The sequence below is a fragment of the Saccharopolyspora dendranthemae genome (genome assembly GCF_007829955.1).
GTDB classification, from domain to species: domain Bacteria; phylum Actinomycetota; class Actinomycetes; order Mycobacteriales; family Pseudonocardiaceae; genus Saccharopolyspora; species Saccharopolyspora dendranthemae.
On sequence record NZ_VIWX01000004.1, the window covers coordinates 466982 to 479187 of the forward strand.

The 12206-nt window shown below is 71.2% G+C and carries 13 protein-coding genes and 1 pseudogene; 7 read left to right on the forward strand and 7 right to left on the reverse strand.

Annotated elements, in window-relative coordinates:
* The first annotated feature begins 235 nt into the window (after positions 1-235).
* The 3 genes from FHU35_RS20365 to FHU35_RS20375 are packed head-to-tail and all read left to right on the forward strand — an operon-like array spanning position 236 to position 2242.
* On the forward strand, positions 236-748 hold the full coding sequence (locus tag FHU35_RS20365) for a YbaB/EbfC family nucleoid-associated protein (protein WP_145742125.1): 513 nt from the start codon (positions 236-238) through the stop codon (positions 746-748).
* Positions 748-1056, forward strand: a complete 309-nt coding sequence (locus tag FHU35_RS20370) for a WXG100 family type VII secretion target (RefSeq protein WP_145742127.1) — start codon at positions 748-750, stop codon at positions 1054-1056. The genes FHU35_RS20365 and FHU35_RS20370 overlap by 1 nt, the downstream gene beginning before the upstream one ends.
* Before the next feature lie 10 nt (positions 1057-1066).
* On the forward strand, positions 1067-2242 hold the full coding sequence (locus tag FHU35_RS20375) for a WXG100-like domain-containing protein (RefSeq protein WP_145742130.1): 1176 nt from the start codon (positions 1067-1069) through the stop codon (positions 2240-2242).
* Between the two features lie 37 nt (positions 2243-2279).
* On the opposite strand, the gene FHU35_RS20380 is transcribed toward FHU35_RS20375, so the two are convergent.
* Genes FHU35_RS20380 through FHU35_RS20390 form a run of 3 tightly spaced genes read right to left on the reverse strand, consistent with a single transcriptional unit; the run spans position 2280 to position 4991 of the window.
* Entirely contained in the window at positions 2280-3410 is a 1131-nt protein-coding gene (locus FHU35_RS20380) for a hypothetical protein (RefSeq protein ID WP_145742132.1), read from the reverse strand.
* Entirely contained in the window at positions 3407-4270 is an 864-nt protein-coding gene (locus FHU35_RS20385) for a hypothetical protein (protein WP_145742135.1), read from the reverse strand. Before FHU35_RS20385 ends, FHU35_RS20380 begins: the two co-directional genes overlap by 4 nt.
* A gap of 28 nt (positions 4271-4298) precedes the next feature.
* The gene (locus tag FHU35_RS20390) at positions 4299-4991 is read right to left on the reverse strand and encodes a TetR/AcrR family transcriptional regulator (RefSeq protein ID WP_222429438.1); all 693 of its coding nucleotides are present in this window, start codon (positions 4989-4991) and stop codon (positions 4299-4301) included.
* 201 nt (positions 4992-5192) lie between these two features.
* Here FHU35_RS20390 and FHU35_RS20395 point away from each other — a divergent pair.
* Together FHU35_RS20395 and FHU35_RS29985 are read left to right on the forward strand one after the other, a co-directional pair.
* Positions 5193-5837, forward strand: a pseudogene (locus FHU35_RS20395) (NAD(P)-dependent alcohol dehydrogenase); the annotation flags it as partial.
* A 155-nt stretch (positions 5838-5992) separates the two neighbouring features.
* Entirely contained in the window at positions 5993-6139 is a 147-nt protein-coding gene (locus FHU35_RS29985; protein ID WP_246110442.1) for a zinc-binding dehydrogenase, read from the forward strand.
* Positions 6140-6146: 7 nt separating this feature from the next.
* Here the strand turns inward: FHU35_RS29985 and FHU35_RS20400 are convergent, their stop codons facing one another.
* Together FHU35_RS20400 and FHU35_RS20405 are read right to left on the reverse strand one after the other, a co-directional pair.
* The gene (locus FHU35_RS20400; RefSeq protein ID WP_145742140.1) at positions 6147-7394 is read right to left on the reverse strand and encodes a class I SAM-dependent RNA methyltransferase; all 1248 of its coding nucleotides are present in this window, start codon (positions 7392-7394) and stop codon (positions 6147-6149) included.
* The gene (locus FHU35_RS20405; RefSeq protein WP_145742142.1) at positions 7366-9393 is read right to left on the reverse strand and encodes an APC family permease; all 2028 of its coding nucleotides are present in this window, start codon (positions 9391-9393) and stop codon (positions 7366-7368) included. Before FHU35_RS20405 ends, FHU35_RS20400 begins: the two co-directional genes overlap by 29 nt.
* Positions 9394-9633: 240 nt before the next feature.
* On the opposite strand from FHU35_RS20405, the gene FHU35_RS20410 reads away from it, so the two are divergent.
* Positions 9634-10299 (forward strand): potassium channel family protein, encoded by a 666-nt coding sequence (locus tag FHU35_RS20410; protein ID WP_145742144.1) that lies wholly within the window; start codon positions 9634-9636, stop codon positions 10297-10299.
* The gene (locus FHU35_RS20415) at positions 10299-10970 is read left to right on the forward strand and encodes a potassium channel family protein (RefSeq protein WP_145742146.1); all 672 of its coding nucleotides are present in this window, start codon (positions 10299-10301) and stop codon (positions 10968-10970) included. Before FHU35_RS20410 ends, FHU35_RS20415 begins: the two co-directional genes overlap by 1 nt.
* A 46-nt stretch (positions 10971-11016) precedes the next feature.
* On the opposite strand, the gene FHU35_RS20420 is transcribed toward FHU35_RS20415, so the two are convergent.
* Both FHU35_RS20420 and FHU35_RS20425 read right to left on the reverse strand, forming a co-directional pair.
* Positions 11017-11712 carry a DUF3159 domain-containing protein gene (locus tag FHU35_RS20420; RefSeq protein ID WP_145742148.1) on the reverse strand — a complete coding sequence of 232 codons (696 nt, stop codon included), beginning with the start codon at positions 11710-11712 and terminating at the stop codon, positions 11017-11019.
* Positions 11709-12086, reverse strand: coding sequence for an OB-fold nucleic acid binding domain-containing protein (locus FHU35_RS20425; protein ID WP_145742150.1), 378 nt, complete (start codon positions 12084-12086; stop codon positions 11709-11711). Before FHU35_RS20425 ends, FHU35_RS20420 begins: the two co-directional genes overlap by 4 nt.
* Positions 12087-12206: the final 120 nt, after the last annotated feature.

Here is a 12206-nt window from a genome sequence, read left to right on the forward strand (position 1 = left end):
ACCTCGCTTGTCGTGCCGGTCGGTCACAATCGCGATCCCGGGGCCTGGCCGGCAACCTGGCTCCGTCTGCATAGTGCGCCCCAGTCTACGGAGGGGCCACGCGGCTACCGGGCGCGGTCGCACACCGGTGGCGACGCCCTCCTCGCGCTGCTCGTCCGCCGCGGTGACCTCCCTGTCGCCGGTACCACCCGGAGCGCGGTGTTGCTACCTTGCACCTGATCCACGTGGAGGCGACATGACTGGTCCGGACGGACGCAAGGCGGAGCTCGAAGCGCGCAACGCCGCGATGCGCGAGCAGGTGAGCTCGATGCTCGAAGGGTTGCAGCGGCAAACGGCCCAGTTGCACGAAGCCCAGGCCAGCGCCCTCGCCGCGACCGGCGAGGCCACCTCCGCCGACGGTCTGGTCACCGTCCAGGTCAACGCCGCTGGCGTGGTCACCGGCACGACCCTGTCGCCGTCCGCCCTGCGGACGAGCACGCCGGAAAAACTCGCCACGAGCTTCACCGAAACAGCCCAAGCGGCGGCCCGGGACGCCCGCGCGAAGGCCGACGAAGCCGTCGCACCGCTCCAGGAGAACGTCCCCGACCTCCCGGACGTGTTCCCGGGCGCGCCGTCGCTGTCCCAGCTGATCCCGGCCGCTCCCGAAATGCCGGAACCGAACCGCCCCTCGGCCACGTCCAAACCGCCGGTGCAGGAGGACTGGGACGACTTCGAACCCCGGTCCCGTTTCCGGAAGGACGATTGGTGATGGGATTCGAGGTCGACCCCGAGGCGCTGCGCGGCGCCTCACCGAAGTTCGACGGCTCGGCGGACAAGCTGGCGTCCGCGCTGGACAAGCTCAACGGCGTCCTGCAGGCGGAGGGCAAGTGCTGGGGCGGTGACGAGGCCGGTCAGGAGTTCGCCAAGCAGTACGAGCCCGGTTCCCAGCAGGGCACCGACGGCATGAAGGGCCTCGCCGAGGCTCTGCACCAGGTCAAGGGCGAGCTCGACGCCACCGCCCGCACCTGGGACGACGTCGATCAGGCGAACGCCGACGGCATCAAGAGCCAGGGCTGAGGGGGACGACGTGGGCATCGAGATTCCCGGCGAGGTCAGCTGGCTGTTCCCGATCGTCGTCGGCGCGAGCTGGCCCGAGGGCGACGAGACGGCGATGCGCAGGGTCGCCGAGGCCTGGACGCAGTGCGGCGCCGACATCGAGGGCGTCATCAGCGAGACCGAGGGCGCGGTCCAGGCGGCCCTGGGCACGATGAAGGGCGAGACGCACGACGCCTTCGAGAAGTTCATGAAGGACTTCTGCAACGGCGACGCCGGTCACCTGCCGGAGTTGAAGAAGCTCTGCGAAGCGCTCGGCGAAGGAGCCGACAACGCGGCGCTGGAGGTCGAGTACACCAAGTACAGCATCATCGCCGCGCTGGTCATCCTGGCCGCGCAGATCGCGGCGATGATCGCCTCGGCGGTGGCGACCTTCGGCGCGAGCACGGCGGGCATCCCGATCGCCCAGGCCGCGACGCAGCTGACGGTCCGGACGTTCTTCCAGCAGCTGCTGCAGAAGATCGCCCAGCAGGTCCTGCTCAACGTGGCGATCAACGTCGGCGTCGACGGCGCGATCCAAGGCCTCCAGTTCGCCAAGGGCGACCGCACGAGCTGGGACTGGTCCAACACCGGCAACGCGGCGGTCTCGGGCGTCGCGGCAGGTCTTGCGGGCGGTCTCGTGGACGGGCTCGCGCCAGGCATCGGCCAGCAGGTCGGCAAGGATCTGGCGGGCAACGCCACGAAGAACTTCACCGAGGCCGCCGCCTACGGTGCTGCCCGCGGCTCGATCTCGGGCATGCTCGGCAACACCATCAACCAGGGCCTGCACGGTCAGGCGCCGGGGATCAACGACCTCACCTCGGGCGCGATCTCCGGGGGCGTCGCCGGAGCCACGGGCGGGATGCAGAGCCGGCACGAAGGTCTCAACGCGACCTGGGAGGGCAACGGGCGCGGCCCGACCTCCGACGGCGGCGGTGAGTGGACGTCAGGTTCCAACACCCAGGGCTGGCGCTTCGAGTCCGACGAGGGCGCGGTCCACGGGGCCAATGTGGACAGTCCCTACAGCAACAACGTCAACTCGGGAACCGTGGGCCAGCACGCCAACATCGACGGCGGGCCGAACAACGTCAACAACAACTCCTACGGCGAGGTTGACGCGCAGAAGCAGCAGAGCCCGGAGAAGCTGGACCTGCCGGACGGTCCGCGCTGAGCCGCGCGCGGGTGCGGGGGCCGCTCCCCCACCCGCGTCAGCTCCACGGCCGCCAACCGGGAATCGGCGCCGCATCCGGACGCTGATCTCCCCAAGGCGGGCTGTTCGGCGGCAGCGACTGGAGTTCGGCGAAGTCCAGTCGCCGCCGCAGCCGCAGCCAGCTGACCACGAAGAACGCTCCGATCAGCAGCAGCGCGCCGGCGGCCGGCCACGCGCTCGGCGCCATGCCGCCGCCCGCGATCAGCACGGTGAGCAGCATCAGCCCCAGGACACCGGAGAAGAAGCCGACCAGCGGCCGGAAGATGAGGTAGGACTGGGACTTCCGGCCGTTCCGGAAGGTCGTGGCGCGGGCTGCGGCCCACTTCCGCATCGCGTGCCAGGAGCCGAGGTCCTGCGGGCCGGTCCGCTGCGACCAGGCCGCTGACTGTCGCCTGCGCAGGATCGCGGCCACCAGCCTCGGGTCCTCGACGTTGACGATCCACTGCTGCCGACCCGCGACGATCCGCACGGCGGGCCCCTCCACGAGCCGGACCGCCATCGTGCCGGGAAGCGGCCACGAATCGACGGTGACGATCTCGCCGGGCTGGGCCATCGACACCTCGGCCAGCGCGATCGCCTGGTCGACGTGCCCGCCACCTGCCATGCGCTTGAGCGCGAGAACGGCCCGGTCGCGGCCGATCCGCAGTCGCGCGGGCTGTTTGCGGTAGATCTGGAAGCCCACCTCGACGTCTCGCTCCGCCAGGTCGAAACCCGGTGCGGTGACACGACGATGCGCCACGCCCGCGAGCAGCGGGCACACGACCGCGGCGAGCAGCGCGAGCAGCCCCGCCGGAGCCAGGGCGAGGTTCACGTAGACCGCCGAGAAGGCGGCGAGCAGCGCCCACCCGGCCCAGCGCCGAGGGGTGCGCGCGTCGGCGAGCCACCCGGTGGTCGCGACCGCGATGCCGACCAGACCGGCGATGCCGGCGCCGGTGTCGAGCTCCCGCATCGCCCAGAGCACGAAACCCAGCGGGATCACCACCACCGCCGAGGCTCCGAGCCCGAAGGCTTGGACCTGGCGGGCGGCAACGCTCTCCGGAGCGGCGCTCGACCGCCCGGGAACCGGGCTGACGTCGGTGCCCGTCTCCGACGGCGCCGGGAGGACTTCCGGGATGTGCTCGGCGGTCATGCCCCGTCCTCGATGGGCGCCGGCGCCCGTCCGTGCAGGGCGGCTCGGGCGCGCAGGAGCTCGGCGAGCTCCGGATCTGCCGGGAGCAGCTGGGTTTCGGTGCCGGTGCGGATCACCACGATGTCGCCCTCCGGCAGCGAGGCGCCGCGACCATCGGCGAGGCGCGCCCACGACCCGTCCTCGGGACGGCTCGGCCGCACCCCGATCTCGGTGATGTCGGTGATCCGGATGTCCTTCGTGGACGCCCCGGCAGCGGGTCGACCGGCGGCCGTGCGCACGGACATCCGCAGCGCCTCACCGGTGATCTTGACGGAGTCCTCGTCGCCTCCCTGCGGCGACCGCAGCGCCTTGGTCAGCACGAACTCGGAGCCGCCGATCTCCCGCAACGGCTCGGCGAGAATCGCCCGCCGGGCCATGAGCGTTGCCACCAGCGGAACCGCGAACCCGATGACCACCACCACGACCCGGACCCACCAGGGGGCGACGTAGGTGATCGCCAGCACCAGGCCGAACGCTTGAGCCAGTCCCACGACGATCCCGTACATCAGCCAGCCGTCCGGCTTGAGCCTCCAGTCGATGCCGTCCGCGGCGCGCCGGGACATCCAGCGGGCGAGCGGCATCGGCAGCAGCAGAGCGATCGCGAGGATGGCGAGGCCGATCAGGTCGCCCCGCTTCGGGCCCCCGAACAGCGGCAGGTCCGGCCCTTCCGCCAGCACCCAGCCCAGCGCGAGCAGCGACGCGACGACCTCCGCCGCGCACCAGAGCCACGTCACCGACAGCAGGAGCTTCGCCCGCGCCCAACGCCGTCCGACGACGTCGGCCGCTCGCGGGTCAACCCGTCCTGGCACCTCACCGAACACCCGGCCACCTCCTCCAACCGCGGCAACCCTAGCCGCAGCCGTCCTCCGATCTCAGCCCCACTGGCCGATGCGCTGAGCCCCGGTGGACCTGGTCCAGGCCCAGCGGTGCCGCAGGCGGAAGCGGAGCGCCGTCGCTCGCGCGGAAGGACTGGAGCAGGTACCCGACGAGCCGCCGGGACGCGGCGTCTGCGAGCCGCTGCTCCCCCGCGCCGTCGACGACACCGCTGTTGGCGAGCATCAGCAACGTGATGTCGGCCGGGTCGAAATCCCCGCGCAGCTGCCCGGATTCCTGAGCGCGCCGCACCAGTTCCGCGATCCCCGCTTCCGCCCGGCGGCGCTCGCGCTCGTGGTCGACGGCATCGGGGAACTTCGAGAGGAACGCGGCCGTGAAGCCCCGGTCAGCCGCCTGCATCGCGCACACCTGCTCGATCATCGAGCAGAACCCGCGCCACGGGTCCGGGTCGGCGAGCGCGCCGTCGAGCAGCGCGACGCACTCGGCGAGCTGCTCCGCGAACGCCTCGGTGACCAGCGCGGAGCGGGTCGGGAAGTGCCGGTAGAGCGTCGCCGGGCCGACACCGGCCCGGCGGGCGATCGCGGTGAGCGGCACGTCGATGCCCTGCGCGGTGAACGCCGCGCGGGCGGCGTCGAGGATCTGCTCGCGATTGCGGCGGGCGTCGGAGCGCTGGTGCGACCGCGCCTTGTGAGTGTCCTGAGCAGGCATGTCTCTCACTTTACGAGAAGTGGAAGGCATCGTCCGATTAGCTGGTTAGCGTGGGTGGAGCCGCGAAGTGCGGCGGAGCGGGCATGCATCGGTCTCGGATCCCGGAGCCGGAAGGCGTGTCGGGTTCCGCCACCCGCACCGCCACGCAGAGGAAGCCTTCACACCCTCTCCCCCCGAACGAACGGAACACCCTTGAGCACCATGCGCGCAGCCCTCTACGACGGCTACGGCGGTCCCGACGTCCTCTACGTGGGGTCGGTGCCGGTGCCGGAGATCGAGCGCGACGAGGTCCTCGTCCGCGTCCGCGCGGTCAGCGTCAACGGGGGCGAGCTCGCGGGCCGCGCGGGCAAGGTGCGCCTGGTGACCGGGCGCCGGTTCCCGCAGCGCCTGGGCATCGACTTCGTCGGCGAGGTGGTCGAGACGGGCGCTTCGGTCGAGGACGTCACCGCGGGCCGCCGGGTGTGGGGCGTGCTGGGCCGCACGTTCGGCAGCGCCGCCGAGTACGTCGCGATCAGCCCGGACAAGATCGCGCCGGCCCCCGAGAACCTCTCCGACGCCGACGCGGTCTCGATGCTCGCGGGCGGCACCACCGCCATGACGGCCCTGCGCGACAAGGCCCGGCTGCAACCGGGCGAACGCCTCCTGGTGCGCGGCGGGAGCGGCGGCGTCGGCAGCTTCGGCGTGCAGATCGGAGCCATGCTCGGCGCCCGCGTCACCGCGCTCGCGAGCGCCGCGAACCTCGACTTCACCCGCGACCTCGGCGCGGCCGAGGCCCTCGATCACCGGACCCATCGGCCGTCCGACCTCGCTGCGCACGACGTCGTCCTGGACACCGTCGGCACCGAGCACCGCGCCTTCCGGCGGCTGCTCGCGCCCGGCGGTCGGATGGTCGCGATCGCGTTCGACCTCGACCGGATCGGGCCGAGCCTGGCTACATCGCCGGCTCGGCGGTCCACGGCGCGCAGCGCGTCCGCTTCTTCAGCGGCAACCCGACGAGCACGATGCTGGCCGAGCTCACCGCCCTCGCCGAGTCCGGTTCGCTGCGGCCGGTCGTCGACACCGTCCGGCCGCTCGACGAGATCGCCGAGGCCCACCGCGACCTGGAGGCGGGCGGCGTCCGGGGCAAGCACGTCCTCCAGGTCGCGTGACCTGCGGTCAGGCGTCCTCCGCGACAGGTTCGAACACCGCGACACACTCGATGTGGTGGGTCATCGGGAAGGCGTCGAACGCCTCCAGATCGACCATGCGGTAGCCCTTGTCCGCGTACAGCGAGACATCGCGGGCGAGGGCGGCCGGGTCGCAGGCGACGTGCACGATCCGGGCCGGTGCGCGAGCCGCGATGCCGTCCACGACCTGGCGCCCCGCGCCCTTCCTCGGCGGGTCGAGGACGACCACGTCCGGCGACTCCAGCTCCTCGTCGTCGAGGACGCGCTCGACCGTGCCCGCGCGGAAGGCCACCTGCGGCTGGTCGCGCAGGTTGGCGACCGCGTCCTCCACCGCGCGGTGCGAGGACTCCACCAGCAGCACCGAACCGGTCGGGCCGACCTGGTCGGCGAGGTCCGCGGCGAACAGGCCCACCCCTCCGTAGAGGTCCCAGGCCACGCCCCCGGCCGGAGCCGCCGCGAAGCGGGCGACGACCTCGGCGAAGGTCTCCGGCGCTTCCCTGTGCACCTGCCAGAAGCCCTGCGCCGCGACGTCGAAACCGCGTCCCCGCACCGTCTCGTGCGCCACGCCGCTACCGGAGACCTGACGGGCCACGGCCTGCTGGCGTCCGCGCCGCTGCGGCTTGCGGTCCAGGGCGGTGACGTGCAGCTCGCCCTCGCCGTCGGCCGCGACGGTCAGCTCCGCGCCGGGCCGCCAGCGGCGATCGGCGATCGCCTCCACGGCACCTTCGACGGTGATCGGGCAGTCGGCCACCGGGATGACCCGGTGGCTGCGGTTCGGGCGGAAACCCGCGTTGCCCTTGCGATCGACCGCCAGCCGGGCGCGGGTGCGCCAGCGCAGCAGGCCGCCGGGCAGCTCGCGCACCTGGACCGGCCAGTCCAGGCCCGCGAGGCGCTGCAGCTGTTCGGTGATCACCGCGGCCTTGAGCTCGCGCTGCGTCTCGCCGTCGGCGTGCTGGAAGTCGCAGCCGCCGCAGCGGTCCTTGCCCAGCGCGATGTCGGCCAGCGGGCACGGCGGAACGACTCGGCCCGGTGCCGCTTCGCGCACCTCCACGGCATCAGCGCGGCAGAAACCGCCGCCGTTGTCCTCGGTGACCTCGGCGATCACGCTCTCCCCCGGCAGGGCGTGGCGGACGAACACCACCCGGCCCTCGTAGCGGGCCACGCAGTGGCCTCCGTGGGCCACCGGGCCGACTTCGACCTCCAGCCGCCTACCGGTCCAGTCCGGCTTTTCGGTCACCGTTCACCTTTCCATTGCTCCCGAGGCCTCGGCGCGTCGCGCCGGGCATCGACGTGATCCGCTGTGCTCGCACCCTCGTGGACGACTCCAGCTGCCACGGCACGCTGGTCACCATCACTCCCGGCTGGAACAGCAGCCTGCTCTTGAGGCGCAGCGCGCTCTGGTTGTGCAGCAGCTGCTCCCACCAGTGCCCGACGACGTACTCGGGGATGAACACCGTGACGACGTCGCGCGGGCTGTCCCGGCGGATGCGCTTGACGTACTCCAGCACCGGGCGGGTGATCTCCCGGTACGGCGATTCGAGGACCTTCAGCGGCAGCGGCAGGTTCTCCCGCTCCCACTCGGCGGTCAGGGCCCGGGTGTCCTCCTCGTCGACGTTGACGGTGACACCTTCCAGTTCATCCGGGCGCGTCGCGCGGGCGTAGGCGATGGCCCGCATCGTCGGCAGGTGCAGCTTGGAGACCAGCACCAGCGCGTGGTTCCGGGAGGGCAGGACCCGGTCGGTCTCGGCTTCCTCCAGCTCGTCGGCCACCCGGTCGTAGTGCTTCCGGATCGCGGTCATCAGCACGTAGATGGCGGCCATGACGGCGATCGCGATCCAGGCGCCGTGGGTGAACTTGGTGATCAGCACGATCACCAGCACGCTGGCGGTCATGAACAGGCCGAAGGCGTTGGTCGCTTGAGCCCTGCGCATCCTGCGCCGCGCCATCGGGTCGTCTTCGTTGCGCAGCAACCGGTTCCAGTGCCGGATCATGCCGCTCTGGCTGAGCACGAAGGAGACGAACACGCCCACGATGTAGAGCTGGATCAGCCGCGTGACCTCGGCCTCGAAGGCGAACACGAGGATGATCGCGCCGAAGGCCAGGAACAGGATGCCGTTGGAGTAGGCGAGCCGGTCGCCGCGGGTGTGCAGCTGCCGCGGCAGGAACCGGTCCTGGGCGAGGATCGATCCCAGCACCGGGAACCCGTTGAAGGCGGTGTTGGCGGCCAGGACCAGGATCAGCCCGGTGAAGAACACCAGGTACCACACGCCCGGCGAGAACCCGGCGAACACGGCGCCGGCCAGCTGCGCGATCAACGTCTTCTGCTGGTAGCCCTCCGGGGCGCCGACCAGCTGGTGGGCCGGGTCCTCGGCGACGACCGCGCCGGTCGTCTTGGCCAGCATGATCAGGCCCAGGAACATCAGGACCGCGAGGCCGCCCATGAGCGCCAGCGTGGTCGCCGCGTTGCGGGACTTGGGCTTGCGGAAAGCGGGCACGCCGTTGCTGATGGCCTCCACACCGGTCAGCGCCGCGCTGCCCGAGGAGAACGCCCGCAGGATCAGGAAGGCGAAGGCCACCCCCGCCAGCTGCCCCTCCTCCTCGACGAGCTGGAACCCCGCGCTCTCGGCGCGCAGGTCGGTGCCCAGGAACGTGGACTGGAAGAAGCCCCACACGATCATGCCCAGCACGCCGACGACGAACGCGTAGGTGGGGATCGCGAACAGCGTCCCCGACTCGCGGATCCCCCGCAGGTTCAGCGCCGTGAGCAGAGCGATGGCCCCGACGGCGAACAGCACCTTGTGCTGAGCGACGAACGGGATCACCGAGCCGATGTTGGCGGCGGCCGAGGAGATCGAGACAGCCACGGTGAGGATGTAGTCGACCAGCAACGCGCTGGCCACCACCAGGCCCCAGCGCCGACCGTGGTTGGCGCTGGCGACCTCGTAGTCACCGCCTCCGGAGGGGTAGGCGTGCACGTTCTGCCGGTACGAGGCAACCACGGCGATCATCACCAGCGCGACCAGGCCACCGATCCACGGGCTGATCGCGTAGGCGGAAATACCTGCCGCCGACAGGACGAGCAGGATCTCTTCCGGTGCGTAGGCCACGCTCGACATCGCGTCGGAGGAGAACACCGGGAGCGCGATCCGCTTGGGCAACAGGGTGTGCGAAAGGCGGTCACTGCGGAACGGCCGACCGACGATCAGCCGCTTCGCCGCGGTTGCGAGCTTGGACACGGTGCAGAGCGTAAGGGCTGGGGGAACGCAACCGGTGCACGCGGGCTCGGGAATTGCTCCGGAGGTCACATCGGGGGTGCCACGATCCCTTTCAGAGCCCTTCACCCGGTACGGTGCACCAGCCCGCGCCCGACGGGCCGCTGGAGCAACCAGACGGCACCCGTCCGGGTACGGTCAGGCGACTGAACAGCGTCGTCGTCAGCACACACGCGCTCAACCCGCAGCGAGGAGACAAGAGTCGTGCACGTGGTGATCATGGGCTGCGGCCGGGTCGGGGCCTCCCTGGCCGCCGCCCTGCAACGGCTCGATCACACGGTGGCCGTCGTGGACAAGGATCCGCAGTCGTTCCACCGCCTCGGACGGGACTTCCGCGGCCAGCAGGTCACCGGGAACGGTTTCGACCGAGACATCCTCGAAGAGGCCGGGATCGAGCAGGCCAGCGCCTTCGCCGCGGTGTCCAACGGCGACAACTCCAACATCGTCTCGGCGAGGGTGGCCCGGGAGACCTTCGGAGTGGCGCACGTCGTCGCCCGCATCTACGACCCCAAGCGCGCCGAGGTCTACCAGCGCCTCGGCATCCCCACCGTGGCCACCGTGCCGTGGACGACGGACCGGTTCCTGCGGATGCTGCTGCCGGAAGGCGTGGCCACCGCGTGGCGGGAGCCGTCCGGTGCCGTCGCCGTCCTGCAGCTGCCGCTGCACGAGAGCTGGGTCGGTCGCAAGGTCTCCGAGGTGGAGTCGGCGACCGGCGCGCGGGTGGCGTTCATCATGCGGTTCGGCAGCGGCGTGCTGCCCGACCGCAAGACCGTGATCCAGGCGGACGACACCGTGTACGTCGCGGCGCTGTCCGGGACCGTCACCGACGTCACCGCGGCGGCTCGCCGCACACCCGAGGAGAGCGAGTAATGCGAATCGCGATCGCGGGAGCGGGGGCGGTCGGCCAGTCCATCGCCCGCGAACTGCTCGAAGGCGAGCACGAGGTGCTGCTCGTCGAGCGCAGCACGGCCAGCTACCACCCGAGGCGCATCCCGGACGCCGAGTGGATGCTCGCCGACGCCTGCGAGCTGGCCTCGCTGGAGGAAGCCGGCCTGCAGACCTGCGACGTGGTCATCGCGGCCACCGGCGACGACAAGGTCAACCTCGTGGTCTCGCTGCTGTCGAAGACCGAGTTCGCGGTGCGCCGGGTCGTGGCCCGGGTCAACGACCCGCGCAACGAGTGGCTGTTCACCGACGCCTGGGGCGTCGACGTCGCCGTCTCCACGCCGCGGATGCTGGCCGCGATGGTCGAGGAAGCCGTCAACGTCGGCGATCTGGTGCGCCTGATGACGCTGCGCCAGGGCCAGGCCAACCTCGTCGAGGTGACGCTGCCGGAGGCCACCCCGCTGGCCGGGCGCCGGGTCCGCGACCTCAAGCTGCCCGCCGACGCGGCGCTGGTGAGCATCCTGCGCGGCGGCCGGGTCATCGTGCCCCAGGCCGACGACCCGCTGGAAGCGGGCGACGAGATGCTGTTCGTGGCCACCAGCAACGTCGAGAGCGAGATCCGCGCGGTCATCCACGACCACCCGGAGCAGCAATGAGAAGGGGACGGCTCCCGGCGGAACCGTCCCCCACTGCTCAGCTGCGCTAGGCGGCGGCGACCGCCGCCTCTTCGGCGACCTTCTTCGCCCGGCGGATCGCCCACACCGTCACGACCAGCGCGATGCCGGTCATCGGGTAGCCCATGGCGATGCGCGCGAAGGCCAGCCACCCGGTCTGGTCGTTGTCGTAGAGCCATTGCTGCACGACGTACTTCGCGGCGAACACCGCCGCCCAGGACAGCGTGGCGATGTCGTAGGCGCGCATCGCGCGGCGCTGCTTGCGCCACTCCATGCCCAGGCCGTTGAGCGCCGACCAGACGACTCCCACCAGCGGCCAGCGGGCCGCCACCGACACCAGGAACACGCCGCCGTAGATCAGGCTGGTCCAGATGCCGAGCAGGAAGAAGTCCTTGGTCTCACCGGAGCGGTAGGCGATGAACGAGCACACCGCCACGCCCAGCACGCCGGAGATCGCCGGTTGCAGGGGTTCCTTGCGCACCAGGCGGAAGATCGCGATGCCCACGGCGACCCCGATCGAGGCCCAGATCGCGGGCATCAGCGAGGTGAACGAGCTGACCACCACGAACACGACGATCGGCACAGCGGAGTAGGCGAGCCCGCTGACGCCTCCCATCTGCTCCAGCAGGGTCTGCTCGGAAACACCGGCCTTGCCCTCGGGCTGCCGGTCATCGTCGGTCTGGCGGGCGTTGAACCCGGCAGCCGATGCGTCATGTTCGCTCATGCGGTGTTCTGCAACTCGTAGTAGGGGTTGTACAGCACCTTGCGACCGTCCCGGACTGCGATCCGGCCACGGGCCTTGACGATACGGCCGGGCTCGATTCCCGCGATGCGCCTGCGGCCGAGCCACACCAGGGTCACCCCTTCGGTACCGTCGTAGAGCTCGGCTTCCAGGGTGGGCGCCGAAGTCTTGGGGCAGAGCTCGACGCTGCGGACCCGGCCCAGCACCACGGCTTCCTGACCGCACTGGCAGTCACTGGCGGGCTGCGCTCCCCCCGCCTGCGACCGATCGGACAGGTCGTCCGCGTCCAGCTCGGCGACATCGCTGGTCAGGCTCCGCACGAGGCGTTTCCAGTAGCCGCCTCCGGCCTTGCTCATGAGCGCTCCTGTGCGCCTCGGGGCTCGACTCCGCAGCCCGTGCACCTCCCAGCGTAACCGGCCGCGCGGGGCGAAACCCACGCCCGGCGGGATTAAGAAACCCACCGCACACCAGCCCGT